Source organism: Rhizobium sp. RU33A, from assembly GCF_900156055.1.
Lineage (GTDB): Bacteria > Pseudomonadota > Alphaproteobacteria > Rhizobiales > Rhizobiaceae > Allorhizobium.
On sequence record NZ_FTMQ01000002.1, the window covers coordinates 889,692 to 904,581 of the forward strand.

Below are 14,890 nucleotides of genomic sequence, written 5' to 3' on the forward strand. Positions count from 1 at the left end.
GAGGATGACAGATGAACATTCAGGTCCAGACGATTGCGGCTTCGCCGTTCAAGCTGAAATACGGCAACTTCATCGGCGGTGAATTCCGCGAGCCGGTCAATGGTCGCTACTTCGAAAACACCACGCCGGTGACCGGCGGCAAGCTCTGCGACATCGCCCGGTCCGATGAGCACGACATCAACCTCGCGCTTGATGCGGCTCATGCCGCCAAGGACAAATGGGGTCGGACGTCGTCGACGGAGCGCTCCAACATCCTGATGAAGATCGCCCAGCGGATGGAGGACAATCTCGAACTGCTCGCCCGCGCCGAGACCTGGGACAATGGCAAGCCGCTGCGCGAGACCATGGCGGCCGACATTCCGCTCGCCATCGACCACTTCCGCTATTTCGCCTCCTGCATTCGCGCGCAGGAAGGCACGATCGGCGAGGTCGACCACGACACGATCGCCTACCACTTCCATGAACCGCTCGGCGTCGTCGGGCAGATCATTCCGTGGAATTTCCCGATCCTGATGGCGGCCTGGAAGATGGCGCCGGCACTGGCTGCCGGAAACTGCGTCGTGCTGAAGCCCGCCGAACAGACGCCTGCTTCGATCCTCGTCTGGATCGAACTGGTCGGCGATCTCCTGCCGCCGGGCGTGCTCAACATCGTCAACGGTTTCGGCCTCGAAGCCGGCAAGCCACTGGCTACCAGCCCGCGGATTGCCAAGATCGCCTTTACCGGCGAAACTTCGACCGGCCGGCTGATCATGCAATATGCCAGCCAGAACCTCATTCCGGTGACGCTGGAGCTCGGCGGCAAGTCGCCGAACATCTTCTTCGAAGACGTGATGCGCGAGGATGACGACTATCTCGACAAGGCGCTCGAAGGCTTCGCGATGTTTGCGCTCAACCAGGGCGAGGTCTGCACCTGCCCGAGCCGCGCGCTGGTGCATGAGAAGATCTATGACCGCTTCATGGAGAAGGCACTGAAGCGCGTTGCGGCCATCCGCCAAGGTGACCCGCTCGACATGTCGACCATGATCGGGGCGCAGGCGTCCTCCGAACAGCTGGAAAAGATCCTGTCTTATATGGATATCGGTCGCCAGGAAGGTGCCGAAGTGCTGATCGGCGGCGAGCGCAACAATCTCTCGGGCGAACTGGCTGGCGGTTACTACGTCAAGCCGACGGTGTTCAAGGGCCATAACAAGATGCGCGTCTTCCAGGAGGAGATCTTCGGGCCTGTTGTCTCCGTCACCACATTCAAGGACGAGGCAGAAGCACTCGAAATCGCCAATGACACGCTTTATGGCCTCGGTGCCGGCGTGTGGAGCCGCGATGCGAACACCTGCTACAACTTCGGCCGCAACATCCAGGCCGGACGCGTGTGGACCAATTGCTACCATGCCTATCCGGCCCATGCCGCCTTCGGTGGCTACAAGCAGTCGGGCATTGGTCGCGAGACGCACAAGATGATGCTCGACCACTATCAGCAGACCAAGAACATGCTGGTGAGCTATAGCCCGAAGGCGCTGGGGTTTTTCTGAGGCTCCTCCACCTCCCCCTTGAGGGGGGAGGTCGCAGCGAAGCTGCGGGTGGGGGTGATGGTTCAATAGCCCGATCGGTCACCCCACCCCGACACTGCGTGCCGACCCTCCCCCTCAAGGGGAGGGTGGGTCCCGTCGCAACGCACTTGGAAGGAACCGCCGTGACCGACAATTCCAATCCAGGCGAACCCCGCGTGGTGGCAACCGATGCCGCGCTCGCGTTTCTCGCCGAGATCAAACAGGACCATCCAGACATTCTCTTCCACCAGTCCGGTGGTTGCTGCGACGGGTCGTCGCCGATGTGTTATCCGGCAAGCGACTATCGGGTCGGCGAAACGGATGTGAAGCTCGGCGAGATTGGCGGCGTGCCGTTCTATATCAGCGGCAGCCAGTATGCCGTCTGGGCGCATACGCAGTTGATCATCGACGTGGTGCCGGGGCGAGGGGGCATGTTTTCGCTCGACAATGGACGCGAGCGGCGGTTCCTCACGCGGTCCCGGCTGTTTTCCGGCGGCGAGGCCTGCCCGTTGCCGGAGATGGCGCGTTCTTCCGGCCGCCCATGATCAGCGCAGGCCGACCGTCTCGCAGGCGGCATCGATGAAGGCCAGCTTGACGGCCTGGGTGGCGAGGTATTCCTGGAGAAAGTCACGGGAGATCCACATGGTCGAGCGACCGCGATTGCCTTCCCAGCCGACACTGCCGATGGCTTCTGCTTCGCGCAGCTTGCGCGTCAGATGGGTGCGGGAGAGCCGGAAGTTTTCGGCAAGTTCCGGCACCGAGCGCACCTGTGTTGGCACGCGTTCGACTGCCGGATCGACCGGGTCGACCCCGACCATCAGCCAATCCATGACGATGCCACCATTGTTCAGCCAGGTGAACAGCGACCAGGTCTGAGGCGGTGTGCGGATTTCCGGCGAGACCATGGCGTGGCGGGTGATCTCCGGATGCAGCCGGGCGAGGATCGTTTCGTCCGCCTCGAAGGCATCCAGCCTGTTGCCGCCGTCCAGCCGATCAAGACTGGTCAAATGAATGAAGACCCAGCGACGAGTCGCGGCGATCGTGATCGGAGCCGGCACGAAGGGGCGGTTGCGGCGGTCTGGCGTCTGGCCGTGCTGGGCGATGCCGTAGACCAGCATCTCCTTGATGAAGGCGTCTGCGGTGTTGACCGAGGAGATGCCCAGCGTCTTCACCTGCTCGAGATAGCGGGCCATCAGAATGACGGGTTCCGGATTGCCGCGGGCGACCTCCTGGAAATAGTGGCTCATCGCCAGATGACCCAGCAGCCAACGTTGTTGGGTGCCGAACACGGCGGCAAGCCGTGGGCTTTCCTCATTGACGCGTAGAAGAGCCCTGGACTGGTTCCGGACTGTTTCATGCAGATCTGTATTGGCCAGAAGTCGTTCAACCGAGAGTGACATCAACTCACGCGCAAAAGCCGGGGGCGGGTCCAAGAAGGGGTGTTGCGCGCGAAGCTGTATGCAAAGCAAAGAGGGTCTGCAAGTGGCTGTGACACCGCTCACATTTCTTTGTCTCTCTTAATCTTAACTGTTAAGGATCGGTCTCAGTCGAACAGACTGGAGACCGACTCTTCCTGGCTCGTACGGTTGATGGCCTCGCCGAGCAGGGTTGCCGTCGAGAGCACGCGAATATTGTGCGCGGACTGTACGGCCGTTGTCGGCTGTATCGAGTCGGTGATCACGAGTTCGCGCAGCTTGGAGGAGGCAACACGGGTCACGGCACCGCCGGAGAGCACGCCATGCGTGATATAGGCGGTGACGCTTGTCGCGCCGTTCTTCAGAAGCGCTTCTGCCGCATTGCAAAGCGTGCCGCCGGAATCGACGATGTCGTCGATCAGGATGCAGTCCTTGCCGGCCACTTCGCCGATGACGTTCATGACCTCGGATTCGCCGGGGCGGTCACGACGCTTGTCGACGATTGCAAGCAGACAGTCGAGACGCTTGGCAAGCGAGCGCGCACGCACAACGCCACCGACGTCCGGCGAGACCACCATGACATTGTTGGTGTCGTAGTGTTCCTTGATGTCGCGGGCGAGAAGCGGCACGGCATAAAGGTTGTCGGTGGGGATATCGAAGAAGCCCTGGATCTGACCCGCATGCAGGTCGAGCGTCAGAACGCGGTCGGCCCCGGCTTCCGTGATCAGATTGGCGACCAGCTTTGCCGAGATCGGCGTGCGGGGACCGGGTTTGCGGTCCTGGCGGGCATAGCCGAAATAGGGAAGGACGGCCGTGATGCGGCGTGCCGAGGATCGACGGAAGGCGTCGATCATGATCAGCAGTTCCATCAGGTGGTCGTTCGTCGGGAAGGACGTCGACTGGACGACAAAGACGTCTTCGCCGCGCACGTTTTCCTGGATCTCTACGAAGATTTCCTGGTCTGCGAAACGGCGGACGCTGGCCTTGCCGAGTGGTACGTTGAGATAGGAGCAGATCGTTTCGGCCAATTGCCGGTTCGAATTACCTGCGAAAACCTTCATCTTGGCCCGCCTGTTACCATGCTGAGATGCGGCTTTTTACCGCCCTTCCCCCTGAATGCAAGAGGTTTGGACGGGAAGGCCCATATTTTCGGTTGATGCGTCAAATGGGGCGCATGATTTGCGGTTTCTGCGATCAACGATCGGTCGATGTTCAACCTGCCTGACTGTTCCGCCATGATACATATTCGGCCATGCTCTTGGTGGCGATCTGCTGCATGACGGAGGCAGGCACCCCGGCCCAAGGGTCCTGCGCGCCGGAGGGTACGACCTCCTGGCCTTGAATGCGATGCAGCCGTCCGCCGCTGCCGTCCAGGATGTCCCAGACATAGGTGATTGTGACATTTCCGCTATCGGAGAAGGCCGAGAAGTAGCCCTTGAGGATGTGCTCGCTCGAAGCGTCACTGGCACTCTTGATGGTCAGGCCCCGGGCACGCGCCTCGGCGCCGAGCTGGCGGGAGAGCGGGGTGACCGCCTGGACCGGGGCGCCGATGATCGGCAGGAAGCGGATGCTGCCGGTCGACTGTGCCGCCGGGGGCAAGGCAGCCTGCTGGGACTGAACCGCCTGGGGGGAGGACTGAGCGGGCTGCGTCGCCTGCAGGGTGGCCGCCTGCTGTTGTTGCGGGGCGCTGGGGAAGGCCTGATCGCTTGCGCCATCAATCGGTGCGGAGGCCACCGGATTGCGGCCGCCCTGTGCGAGAGCCGCGGCCTGGGCCTCCAGTGAATTCTGCGGGCCGCGGACCGGCTCCGTATAGACGCCGGGCTGGCCGAGCGGTGCGCTTTGAACCGGCTGGGTGCCGCCCGCCGGGGCCGCAAGCTCCTGGGAATAGGTCGCCGGCAGGCTGCCATTGCCGACATCCTCCGGGGGCGTCAGCACATCCGTGCTGTTGCAGCCCGAGATCAGTGCCAGCAGGCCGAGGAGGCCGGCCAGTTTCGTGGTCATCCTGCGAGAACGTCTCACCACGGCGGGTCCTTCCGCTTTGATCCTGTCACAATTAATGTGACTAGCATGATCAGCCTGTCAATTCCCTGAACAGACTGGCAAAACCGCGCCATACTCCTCAAGCGGCGCCAGATCGTTCCCGTCAGATGCTGATCAGGTCGAGCGGATGGCGCGAAAGGGCGCGCGGGCCGGTCTCCGTCGTCAGGTAGGTATGGCCGATGGTCATGGCCGCTTCCTTGTCGCTGTCCATGATGATCATGTGCACGAAGACGGACATGTCGGCCGCGATCTCCAGCGGGTTGCCCGCGTGGAACATCTGGTGCTCCATCCAGGATGGTGCGAAACGGGCGCCGACCGAATAGCCGCAGGCGTTGAAGCGATGGCGGGTCAGGCCACGGTCGTCCATGACCTTGGCATGGGCGTCGAAGACTTCGCCGAAGGTGTGGCCGGGGCGCAGAACGTGTTCGATCGCCCGCATGCCCTCGATCGCTGCCGTAAAGAGTTCGCGGTGACGGGAGGTGGCTTCGCCGATGAGAACGGTGCGCAGCATGGGAGCGTGATAATGGGAGGCGACGCCGGCCCATTCGAGCGTCACCTGGTCGTTGGCGGACAGCTTTCGGCGACCGGACTTGTAGCGGCAGAGTAGCGCATCGGCGGCCGATCCGATGACGAAGGGATTGGCTGGATAGTCGCCGCCGCCGGCGAGCACCGCCGACTGCATGGCGGCCAGGATCTCCGCTTCGTCGGCACCGGGTCCGATCAGGGGCAGGGCGGCGTCGAAAGCTCGGTCGGCCAACTCGGCCGCCTCGGTCACCTTGGCGATCTCGGCCGGTGACTTCACCAGTCGGAGATTGCTGACGAGGTAGGAGGCATCCACGGCTTCGCAGAAATTGGTGAGCTGGTTGTCGACGAGGCGTGCAACGCGACCGGTCATGCCGTGTGTGTCGTATTCGACACCGACGCGCATGCCGAGAAGATCAAGATCGCTCAGGAGGTTGCGCAGGTCGACGGCCGGGTCGGCATTCATCCGGTCGACCCAGACGACGATGTTCTCGATCGTCGAGGTCTGCTTGGCCTGACGCAGGTCGGGTGTCCGGGTGAGCAGCGTCAGGCTGCCGTCGGCCTTGACGACCAGGCACTGGAAGAAGCAGTAGCCGAAGGTGTCGTAGCCGGTCAGCCAATACATGCTCTCCTGCGCGAAGAGCAGCAGGGCGTTGAGCTTTTCCTCGGCCATGCGGGCCATCAGGCGGGTGCGACGGGCGGAAAATTCGCTTTCGGTAAAGTGCAGCGCCATCTTAGTCCTCCATGATCGCGATCGCGGATATCTGTCGCCCGTAGTCGGGTTCGCCCGCATGGGTCGTCCGGCGATAGGAGAAGAACGTTTCAGGGGCCGCATAGGTGCAGTGGCCGGTGCTGTCGGCGATCACGCCAGCTTGGCTTAGCCGCATGATGGTCAGGCCGGGCAGGTCGAACATCGCGTGGTCAGGTTTCGACGAGGGGGTGAAGAAGACCTCGAATTGCGGATTGGTGGCGAGGAAACGGTCGACGAATTCCGGACCCACCTCGTAATTTTTCTGGGAAATCGAGGGGCCGAGGGTTGCCCGAATGGCTTCGCGGCGAGCGCCAAGCGCGATCATAGCGTCAACGGTGTTTTCAAGAACGCCACCCAGTGCGCCCTTCCAGCCGGCATGGGCCGCACCGACGACCCGATTTTCAGGGTCGGCGAAGAGGATCGGGCCGCAATCGGCGGTCAATACGCCAAGCACCACGCCCGGGCTCGCCGTGACCTGTGCATCCGCCTCTGGCCGGCTGCCGTCATAATCGGCGCCGACCACCACGACGTCGGGCGAATGGATCTGATGTGCGGTGGCGAGCCGTTCGAGCGGCAGGCCGAACCATGCGCTGACCCGGCGCCGGTTCTCACGAACCTTGTCGGGGTCGTCATTCGAGCCGAGGCCAACATTGAGGCCGCGATAGAGGCCTTCCGAGACGCCGCCGTCACGGGTGAAGAAGCCGTGGCGGATGCCGGCTGCAGTCGAGGCGTTGAGGCTCTCTGCGGTGATGGGGCGTGGCTGGTCGGCTGTGCTCATGATCGGTCTCCTGAGCCTTGGCAAATCACGCGTATGCAATGCGGATACTGCGAAACGATTGGATTCAATCGGCTTTCTTCAAATTCAAGCCGTCGGGAACGGGCGCGATCGTGCAGATCGCACCCCGTCCTGTCAATGCGTGGACTTGAATGGTGGCAAGTGGACGACGGGCATGGAGACCGCCATGACCTTGAACAGCTCGCCCATGTAGCCATTGCCGGCGCCGGCGAGGCGATGCACGGCCTCGACGATTTCGGCTTGTGTCTTCTCGTCCTTGTCGCGGCCAAGCGAAGCTGCGCGCTGTTCAATGCCCAGACCAACGAGGAAATCGCCCTGATGCATGCAGCCATTCAGATGTACGCCTGCGGCAAGGGCGGTGCGGGCGAGGTTTTCGAAGTCGACATGGCTGGTGAGATCGGCAAGTCCGGGATGGGCGAGCGGCGGATCGTATTCATGGGCGCGCACGGCCTGGAGGGTATCGCCGAAATTGCTGACCATGTGGCCATAGTCGATGATCAAGGCGCTGCCGTGATGCGCGATCAGGCGCTCGCAGATCGTCAGCATCACCGATTGGCGGGCCGGTGCCACCTCGAAGATCTCCCCGTCGGGCGGTTGGCTGATGCCCTGCGGCAGCATGGCGGTGTCGAGTGTTGCGACCCCGAGCGTGAAGCAGAGTTCGTCGTTCTCATCCAGCCCGACCATGCGCTCGCGAAAGCCGGTCGGCGTCTTGACAAACTGGCGGATCGGAATCGCGTCAAAGAGTTCGTTGGCCGCGAGCAGGGTAAATCCCTCAGGTACGCCGTCGAAACTTTCGTGCCAGGAGACCTTGTCACCGTGGCCGGAGAGCGTTTCCATCTGGGTGAGCTTCAGGAGCGCACTGGTCTCGACTAGGTGGATGGTCGCCGTTTCGTAGAGCTCTGGTGCTGCGCGGGATATCACCCTCAACATGTCGGCCATCATCGTGCCACGGCCAGGGCCGATCTCGACAAGGCGCACGTCACGCGGTTCACCATGGCGCTGCCAGGTGTTGATCATGAAGATGCCAAGCAACTCGCCGAACAGTTGGCTGATTTCGGGCGCCGTGACGAAATCGCCGGCTCGGCCGAAGGGATGGCGGGTGCGATAGTAGCCATGTTCGGGGTCGGCGAGGCAGAGGGCGAAATAGTCCGTGATGCTGATCGGGCCATTGGCTGAGATCAGCGACTTGATCTTTTCGGCGAGCGGTGTGGCCATCTTGGCTCCTCAGCCTTGGGTCGCGGGGGTCTGACGCCCCGACCGGACGAAAATCCAGATCCCGATCAGGACCATCGGTAGCGACAGCACCATGCCCATGGTCATCCAGCCACCATAGAGATAGCCGAGCTGCACGTCGGGCTCGCGGAAGAATTCGACGAAGATGCGGGCCGAGGCGTAGCCGGCCACGAAGATGCCGGTGATGCGACCGGGGGCGCGCAGGGCGCCGAATGCGCGGGCGAGGATCTGCAGCACGATGAGCAGGACGAGACCCTCGAGTGCTGCTTCATAAAGCTGGCTCGGATGGCGGGGGAAGGTACCACCGGTGGGGAAGGCCATGGCCCAGGGGACATCGGCGGGCCGGCCCCAGAGTTCGCCATTGATGAAGTTTGCGATGCGGCCGAACAGCAGGCCTAGGGGTACGACGCTGGCGACCAGGTCGAAGAGGCTCCAAAGGCGGATCTGATGTTTGCGGGCGAAGTAGACCATTGCGAGCGTTGCGCCGATGAAGCCGCCATGGAAGGACATGCCACCGTTCCAGACCTCGATCGCGCGCATCGGGTTGGCCGCCACCGAGGCGAAGTCGTAGAAGAAGATGTAGCCGAGACGGCCGCCGGCGACGACGCCGATCGCGACCCACAGGATGAAGTCGTCAATCTGTTGCAAGGTGGCTGGCGCCTGGCCGTTCGGCCACAGATGCGGTCGCTTCAGAAGATCGCGGGCGATCAGCCAGCCGAGGAGGATGCCGGCAACATAGGCGAGGCCATACCAATGGACCGACAGCGGGCCGATCGAAAAGGCGACCGGGTCGATCGCGGGAAAGGATACGGCGGCGAAAAGGTCCAGAACTGACAACAATGGAGTACTTTCGTTAATGCTGCTGGAAAATGGCGTTGCGAATTGGCACGGTCAAGATGGAATCGAGGCGGCTGCGACACCGTCAACCACCTTTATCTGTCCTTCGCGTCTTGCGTGCCGGCCTGTCTGGTCCTACCTCATCTGAAGGTACCGATTTTCCAGTCCGCAGTCTGCTTCAGAGGAGTTTTCCATGTCGACCGGCCCCAACCGTATTCTCGATGATTTCGCCAAGTTGATGACGGACGCCGCGGGCGCTGCCCAAGGCGTTCGAAAAGAGGTGGAAACGGCGTTTCATGCTCAGGCGGAGCGCTGGTTGAACAGCATGGATCTGGTTAAGCGCGAAGAGTTCGATGTGGTGCGCGAGATGGCGCTGAAGGCGCGCGAAGAGAACGACGCGCTGCAGAAGCGCATCGAGGCTCTTGAGGCCCAGCTCTCCACTCAGCCGAAGTAACGGCTCTCCCGTTTCAAAACAGCTTCGTGAAACGCCGCAAGGCCCTTTGAAGACCCATTGCCTGTGGCTTTGGGTCTTTTTGTATTTTCAGCACCTTGACGGGTGTCCCTCAGGCCGGAACCCAAGAAAAAATTGCAGCTTGTGGACAGCTGCGAAAAAGCCAATCGGCAGAGTCGCTTATGGGGTGATGCAAAGGCGATTCTGAAAGCGCCATCCACAGGTCACACAGTCAAATATGACCAGGGGGGCTGGTGCTGGCCCCTGACGATTATACACTGATTTTCAACGATGATTCTGAGCGGGGGCCGCGTAAGTTTCGGGCAGGGTGCGTGTTCTACCCTGGGGTCCTTCGGAATCGTTTTCAGTAGTTTCCGGTTCAGGTGTCCGAGTGACCCGGCGGTTCGCCGGGCGCCCGTATTCATTCCGGTCAAGAAGGTGATGCATGAGCCTCATGGAAATCGAAGTCGAACGCCAATCCAACCCGGTCGACATGATCGAGTTTGTCGCGGCGACCAATGACTGGTCGTTCGAGCGTTCGGGCGAAGACGAAATCGCAATGACCGTCGAGGGGCGCTGGGCCGACTACCATGTCTCCTTCTCCTGGATGGAGGAGTTCGAGGCGCTGCATCTGGCGTCCGCCTTCGATCTGAAGATCCCTGAAAACCGCCTGAACGAAGTCATCAAGCTTCTGTCCTACGTCAACGGGCAGGTGCTGATGGGCCATTTCGACCTGTGGCGGAACGAAGACGTCGTGATCTTCCGTCAATCTCTGCTGCTCGCCGGTGGCGCAGAGCCCACCAATCGCCAGGTCGAGGTGCTTCTCTCCTCCGCTGTCGATGCATGCGAAGCCTACTATCAGGCCTTCCAGTTCGTGGTCTGGTCCGGCATGGACGCCAAGAGCGCCATGGATGCCGTCCTGTTTGAGACGGTCGGAGAAGCCTGAGCATGACGAATGCCGCATTCGGACAGATCGTCCTCGTCGGTGCTGGCAATATGGGCGGCGCGATGCTGGCCGGCTGGCTGAAGAGCGGTGTGCCGGGCAGCGCCGTCACGGTGCTCGACCCGGGTCCATCCGACAAGATGATGGCAGCGATCAACAATGCCGGTGCCCGGCACTTTGTTACGCCGCCGGAAGGTCTGACGGCCGATATCCTTTTTCTTGCCCTGAAGCCGCAGGTCATGGATGCCGTCCTGCCCGGCCTCAAGTCTCTTGTCGGGCCGCAGACGACGGTGGTTTCCGTTGCCGCCGGCAAGACCATTGCCTCGATGGAAGGCCATCTCGGCAAGGCCGCCATGGTGCGCGCCATGCCGAACACGCCAGCCATGGTCGGGCGTGGCGTGACTGGCGCCTTTGCCAATGCTGCCGTCTCCGAAGAGCAGCGTGACGTCGTGCATCGTCTTCTTCAGGTGTCCGGCCCGGTCGAATGGGTCTCGAGCGAAGCCGACATCAATGCCGTGACCGCCCTTTCTGGTAGCGGACCGGCCTATGTCTTTTACCTCGTCGAATGCATGGCAGAGGCAGGCCGGAAAGCGGGCCTGCCGGCGGACCTCGCCATGCGCCTCGCACGAGAAACGGTCGCGGGGGCTGGTGAATTGTTGCACCAGTCCCCCGACCCTGCCTCTCAGTTGCGCAAGAACGTCACATCGCCTGGTGGGACGACGGCTGCTGCCCTCTCTGTGCTGATGGCTGATGATGCGATGCAGCCGCTGTTCGATCAGGCGATCGAGGCGGCGCGCAAGAGGGCCGAGGAGCTCGCCCAGTGAGCGGCTCCGAGATCACCTTTGCCGATTTCGAGAAGGTCGACATTCGTGTTGGTACGATCGTCGATGTCGAAAACTTCCCGGAAGCGCGCAAGCCGGCCTTCAAGCTGAAGATCGATTTTGGTCCCGAGATCGGTATCAAGAAGTCTTCGGCGCAGATCACCGTGCACTACACACCGGAAACGCTGATGGGACGCCAGGTGCTTGGGGTGGTCAACTTTCCGCCCAGACAGATCGGACCCTTTCGCTCGGAGGTTCTGACGCTCGGATTCGAGGACGAGAACGGCGCCATCGTGCTCGCGGCTGTCGAGCAGCCGGTGCCAAACGGCAAGAAGATGATGTGACAAAGGGGCCTTCGGGCCCCTTTTTCCTGGCCTGAATAGTCTCAGACGGGAACGCGGATGATGGCGCGCAGGCCGCCGAGCGGGCTGTCTTCGAGCGTAACATTGCCGCCGTGGCTGCGGGCGATGTCGCGGGCGATGGCGAGGCCGAGACCGGTGCCGGAGGCATCGAGATTGCGGGCTTCATCGAGGCGATAGAAGGGCTTGAAGACATCGTCGCGCGCTTCCTTCGGAATGCCCGGGCCGTCGTCGTCGAAGACAATCACCAGCCACTTGGCCGTGTGCCGGGCGTCGATGTCGAGCCTGTGTGCGTAGCGTCGCGCATTGGAGGCGAGGTTGGTCACCAGACGCGTGAAGGCGTTGGGACGCACATGGACCAGCGGCTCGCCTTCCAGTGTCCAGGAGAAGGCACGGTCGTGCAGGCTGAAGTCAGCGGCGACACGCTCGAAGAGGTCGGCAAGGTCGAGTGTGCCGACATCTTCCTCGACCTCTCCCTTGGCGAAATCGAGATAGCCTTCGAGCATGCTCTGCATGTCGTCGATATCCTGGTTCAGGCTGTCGATCTCCGGTCCGTCACCGGCCAGTGCGAGCTGCAGGCGAAAGCGCGTCAGGATGGTGCGCAGGTCATGGCTGACGCCGGCCAGCATGGCGGTACGCTGTTCCATCTGCCGCTCGATGCGCTCACGCATCAAGATGAAGGCAAGGCCTGCTCGGCGCACTTCGTCCGCGCCACGTGGCGAGAAATCGTCTGGCGGACGCTGGCCCTTGCCGAAGCTTTCGGCGGCGTTGGCCAAGGCCATGATCGGGCGGATCTGGCCGCGCAGGAAAAGGATGGAAATGGTGATCAGCACCAGCGCGGTTGAGACCATCCAGACGATGAAGATATGGGTGTTCGAAGCATAGGCGGAATTGCGTGGGGCGAAGATGCGCAAGGTCCTGTCGTCGACAACGATGCGGATCTCGACAAGGCGGGAGGTTCCCACCGTGTCGATCCAGAAAGGTCGACGGATCTGCTCGGCGATCTCGTCGGACAGGATCTGATCGAGGATCGAGAAGAAGGGGCTTGGTCGCGGGGAGGGCAGTTCGGTTCCCGGTTCGAGCGAGACCATCAGGCTCAACTTGCTGGCGGCGACATCGGCGATCGTCGCGAAGTCCTCGTCGTCAGGATAGCGCTGCAGAAGTTCGATGACAGCCGCGATGTCACGCGTCACGGCTTCCGACAGGCGCTCGGTGACGAGTTGCCAATGACGCTCCATGAAAACGAAGGCGACGACGGTCTGCAGGATCAGCATCGGTAGGATGATGATCAGCAGGGAGCGGGCGTAAATGCCGGTCGGCAGCCTGTGACGTAGCCAGCGGAGAGAGCCCTTCAAGCCGGTCGCCGGGCTGCGGTCGTGATCTCGCCGGATCTGATCGAACAGCGTCATGTGCTACACTTCCTCGGCGCATCGCGCGCCGTTGCCGCAGCCTCAGTCCATGCTGAGGCGATAACCGATGCCGCGCACCGTCTGCAGCCAGACGGGGTTGGCGGGATCATCCTCGATCTTGCGCCGCAGGCGATTGATCTGCACGTCGATCGTGCGCTCGCCAACCTCCGCGTCGTTGCCGACCAGTTCGTGGCGCGGGATCGTATCGCCGGCTCGCGTTGCGAAAAGGTACATGATGTCCTGTTCGCGATCTGTCAGGCGGATGACCTCTGCACCTTTGCGCAACTCCTTGCGCAGGACCGAGAAGGTGTAAGGACCGAACATGACCTGCTCGATCTTCGGTGCATCGGGGTTCATGTTTCGCTTGAGGATATTGTTGATCCTGAGCACCAGTTCCCGCGGATCGAAGGGTTTGGCGAGGTAGTCGTCAGCACCGGCTTCGAGGCCTGCAATGCGGCTGTCGGCCTCCGAGCGGGCAGTGAGGAGGATGACCGGCGCGCGCTTGTCGTCGGAGAGGCTCTGGGTGAGCGAAAGGCCGGATTCGCCCGGCATCATCACGTCGAGGACGAGGAGGTCGAAGCTCAGGCCTTCAAGCTTGCGGCGCGCCTCGGCGGCATCGGCAGCGACGGAAACGCGGAAGCCTTTCTCCGTCAAGAACCGATGCAAGAGGTCGCGAATGCGCGTGTCGTCGTCGACCACAAGGAGATGCGGGGCGTCGTCGGTCAGCTCGATCTTCTTCGACACGTCAGTCGGCTCCATCCGTTTCGAGAGGCTGGGTCACGGTCTGTTTCTGCATGCCGTCGAGGAAGCGCCGCACGGTGGCGCGTTCGTCCGATGTCATGCCCTCCATCGCATGCGCAATGCGGCGGGACTGGGGATCGGAGAGCGCAAGCGAAAGCTCGCGTCCGGCAAGCGTCGGATAAAGTCTGCGCTGGCGGCGGTCGGCGGGGCCTGCCATCTGGCGTATATAGCCGCTGTCGATCAGTTCCTTCAGAACCCGTGCAAGGCTCTGCTTGGTGATCTGCAGGATGCCGAGCAAGTCGGCAACTGTCATGCCTGGACGGCGGCTGACGAAATGCACGACGCGGTGATGGGCGCGTCCGTAACCGAGCTTGGCAAGGATGGCATCCGGATCGGACACGAAATCACGATAGGCAAAAAACAGGCTTTCGATGGTTTCGAAGTCGATCGACTTGTCATCGACCACCGGCAGGTCCGGCAGGATTTTCTTGGCAGTCTTCGTCGCAGACTGTCGGGCCACGCTCGTCATTCCTTTCCTCCGGCGCAGACGCGAGCGTCATCGCCGGTTATTACCCTCATCGCCCAGGGGGGCGATGCTTTCCCGAAGGCTAAGCCGCATGGAGCAGCTCACCGTTCTTCCTCGTCTCCCTGACGGGGATTGCCGGCAAAACTATGCGCAAGTGTAGCAAATTTCCAACAAATTTACGCTGATCGCACAGGTTAGGCGACGGTCGGGAAACCTATGGCCGCCACGCTCGTTACCACTGCACTGACCAATCACAAGTTCCGGACAAGCAGCTTCGGCCAGGCTTTGCCGAAGGAGAGAGGATTCGCGCCATGATGAACCGTGACCGTACCGCCCAGATTTCTGCAAGCCCCAGCCTGCGTCCCGTTGCGATCCTCGTGTTCACCGCCAAGCTGATGGTGGCGAGCTTTCTCGTCGCCCAGGCTTCTCTGCTTCCGGCGTCACCCGTCTCTCAGGTTTACGGCCTGTCCCGTTAAGCCTAAACCCATTGAGTTCGTCGCAG

17 protein-coding genes are annotated in these 14,890 nt (G+C 61.9%); 7 read left to right on the forward strand and 10 right to left on the reverse strand.

Annotated elements, in window-relative coordinates; all coding sequences use genetic code 11:
- Positions 1-11: 11 nt before the first annotated feature.
- The gene (gene adh, locus BW978_RS10190) at positions 12-1,526 is read left to right on the forward strand and encodes an aldehyde dehydrogenase (RefSeq protein ID WP_076394631.1); all 1,515 of its coding nucleotides are present in this window, start codon (positions 12-14) and stop codon (positions 1,524-1,526) included.
- A 161-nt stretch (positions 1,527-1,687) separates the two neighbouring features.
- Complete coding sequence (locus BW978_RS10195; protein WP_076394633.1) at positions 1,688-2,089, forward strand: DUF779 domain-containing protein; 402 nt, start codon at positions 1,688-1,690, stop codon at positions 2,087-2,089.
- On the opposite strand, the gene BW978_RS10200 is transcribed toward BW978_RS10195, so the two are convergent.
- From BW978_RS10200 to lgt, 7 genes are all read right to left on the reverse strand, one after another.
- On the reverse strand, positions 2,090-2,944 hold the full coding sequence (locus tag BW978_RS10200) for a hypothetical protein (protein ID WP_076394635.1): 855 nt from the start codon (positions 2,942-2,944) through the stop codon (positions 2,090-2,092).
- 143 nt (positions 2,945-3,087) lie between these two features.
- A complete protein-coding gene (locus BW978_RS10205; protein WP_076394637.1) occupies positions 3,088-4,020 on the reverse strand; it encodes a ribose-phosphate pyrophosphokinase in 933 nt (310 codons plus the stop codon).
- Positions 4,021-4,171: 151 nt separating this feature from the next.
- A complete protein-coding gene (locus BW978_RS10210) occupies positions 4,172-4,960 on the reverse strand; it encodes a hypothetical protein (protein WP_076394639.1) in 789 nt (262 codons plus the stop codon).
- 142 nt (positions 4,961-5,102) lie between these two features.
- On the reverse strand, positions 5,103-6,254 hold the full coding sequence (locus tag BW978_RS10215; RefSeq protein ID WP_076394641.1) for a M24 family metallopeptidase: 1,152 nt from the start codon (positions 6,252-6,254) through the stop codon (positions 5,103-5,105).
- A 1-nt stretch (position 6,255) separates the two neighbouring features.
- Positions 6,256-7,050 carry a peptidoglycan editing factor PgeF gene (gene pgeF, locus BW978_RS10220; RefSeq protein WP_076394643.1) on the reverse strand — a complete coding sequence of 265 codons (795 nt, stop codon included), beginning with the start codon at positions 7,048-7,050 and terminating at the stop codon, positions 6,256-6,258.
- A gap of 132 nt (positions 7,051-7,182) precedes the next feature.
- Entirely contained in the window at positions 7,183-8,283 is a 1,101-nt protein-coding gene (locus BW978_RS10225) for a class I SAM-dependent methyltransferase (RefSeq protein ID WP_076394645.1), read from the reverse strand.
- 9 nt (positions 8,284-8,292) lie between these two features.
- Positions 8,293-9,141, reverse strand: coding sequence for a prolipoprotein diacylglyceryl transferase (lgt, locus tag BW978_RS10230; RefSeq protein ID WP_076394647.1), 849 nt, complete (start codon positions 9,139-9,141; stop codon positions 8,293-8,295).
- Between the two features lie 190 nt (positions 9,142-9,331).
- Between lgt and BW978_RS10235 the strand changes: the two genes are divergently transcribed.
- From BW978_RS10235 to BW978_RS10250, 4 genes are all read left to right on the forward strand, one after another.
- On the forward strand, positions 9,332-9,592 hold the full coding sequence (locus BW978_RS10235; protein ID WP_076394649.1) for an accessory factor UbiK family protein: 261 nt from the start codon (positions 9,332-9,334) through the stop codon (positions 9,590-9,592).
- Between the two features lie 442 nt (positions 9,593-10,034).
- Positions 10,035-10,535: a type III secretion system chaperone family protein gene (locus BW978_RS10240; protein ID WP_006725585.1), complete on the forward strand. Its 501-nt coding sequence runs from the start codon at positions 10,035-10,037 to the stop codon at positions 10,533-10,535.
- Positions 10,536-10,537: 2 nt separating this feature from the next.
- Entirely contained in the window at positions 10,538-11,356 is an 819-nt protein-coding gene (gene proC / locus BW978_RS10245) for a pyrroline-5-carboxylate reductase (protein WP_076394652.1), read from the forward strand.
- Positions 11,353-11,697 (forward strand): tRNA-binding protein, encoded by a 345-nt coding sequence (locus tag BW978_RS10250; protein WP_076394654.1) that lies wholly within the window; start codon positions 11,353-11,355, stop codon positions 11,695-11,697. Before proC ends, BW978_RS10250 begins: the two co-directional genes overlap by 4 nt.
- A 41-nt stretch (positions 11,698-11,738) precedes the next feature.
- On the opposite strand, the gene BW978_RS10255 is transcribed toward BW978_RS10250, so the two are convergent.
- From BW978_RS10255 to BW978_RS10265, 3 genes are read right to left on the reverse strand one after another with little or no spacing between them, the layout of a single operon-like run.
- Positions 11,739-13,121, reverse strand: a complete 1,383-nt coding sequence (locus BW978_RS10255) for an ATP-binding protein (protein ID WP_076394656.1) — start codon at positions 13,119-13,121, stop codon at positions 11,739-11,741.
- 42 nt (positions 13,122-13,163) lie between these two features.
- On the reverse strand, positions 13,164-13,880 hold the full coding sequence (locus BW978_RS10260) for a response regulator (RefSeq protein ID WP_076394658.1): 717 nt from the start codon (positions 13,878-13,880) through the stop codon (positions 13,164-13,166).
- On the reverse strand, positions 13,867-14,391 hold the full coding sequence (locus BW978_RS10265) for a MarR family winged helix-turn-helix transcriptional regulator (RefSeq protein WP_076394660.1): 525 nt from the start codon (positions 14,389-14,391) through the stop codon (positions 13,867-13,869). The genes BW978_RS10260 and BW978_RS10265 overlap by 14 nt, the downstream gene beginning before the upstream one ends.
- 308 nt (positions 14,392-14,699) lie before the next feature.
- Between BW978_RS10265 and BW978_RS23535 the strand changes: the two genes are divergently transcribed.
- Positions 14,700-14,864 carry a hypothetical protein gene (locus BW978_RS23535; protein WP_175616866.1) on the forward strand — a complete coding sequence of 55 codons (165 nt, stop codon included), beginning with the start codon at positions 14,700-14,702 and terminating at the stop codon, positions 14,862-14,864.
- The last annotated feature ends 26 nt before the right edge of the window (positions 14,865-14,890 follow it).

Coding starts and splice junctions, on each gene's coding strand:
- adh (WP_076394631.1), top strand. CDS start 12: ATGAACATTCAGGTCCAGACGATTGCGGCTTCGCCGTTCAAGCTGAAA.
- BW978_RS10200 (WP_076394635.1), bottom strand. CDS start 2,944: ATGTCACTCTCGGTTGAACGACTTCTGGCCAATACAGATCTGCATGAA.
- BW978_RS10205 (WP_076394637.1), bottom strand. CDS start 4,020: ATGAAGGTTTTCGCAGGTAATTCGAACCGGCAATTGGCCGAAACGATC.
- BW978_RS10210 (WP_076394639.1), bottom strand. CDS start 4,960: ATGACCACGAAACTGGCCGGCCTCCTCGGCCTGCTGGCACTGATCTCG.
- BW978_RS10215 (WP_076394641.1), bottom strand. CDS start 6,254: ATGGCGCTGCACTTTACCGAAAGCGAATTTTCCGCCCGTCGCACCCGC.
- pgeF (WP_076394643.1), bottom strand. CDS start 7,050: ATGAGCACAGCCGACCAGCCACGCCCCATCACCGCAGAGAGCCTCAAC.
- BW978_RS10225 (WP_076394645.1), bottom strand. CDS start 8,283: ATGGCCACACCGCTCGCCGAAAAGATCAAGTCGCTGATCTCAGCCAAT.
- BW978_RS10235 (WP_076394649.1), top strand. CDS start 9,332: ATGTCGACCGGCCCCAACCGTATTCTCGATGATTTCGCCAAGTTGATG.
- BW978_RS10240 (WP_006725585.1), top strand. CDS start 10,035: ATGAGCCTCATGGAAATCGAAGTCGAACGCCAATCCAACCCGGTCGAC.
- proC (WP_076394652.1), top strand. CDS start 10,538: ATGACGAATGCCGCATTCGGACAGATCGTCCTCGTCGGTGCTGGCAAT.
- BW978_RS10255 (WP_076394656.1), bottom strand. CDS start 13,121: ATGACGCTGTTCGATCAGATCCGGCGAGATCACGACCGCAGCCCGGCG.
- BW978_RS10260 (WP_076394658.1), bottom strand. CDS start 13,880: ATGGAGCCGACTGACGTGTCGAAGAAGATCGAGCTGACCGACGACGCC.
- BW978_RS10265 (WP_076394660.1), bottom strand. CDS start 14,391: ATGACGAGCGTGGCCCGACAGTCTGCGACGAAGACTGCCAAGAAAATC.
- BW978_RS23535 (WP_175616866.1), top strand. CDS start 14,700: ATGATGAACCGTGACCGTACCGCCCAGATTTCTGCAAGCCCCAGCCTG.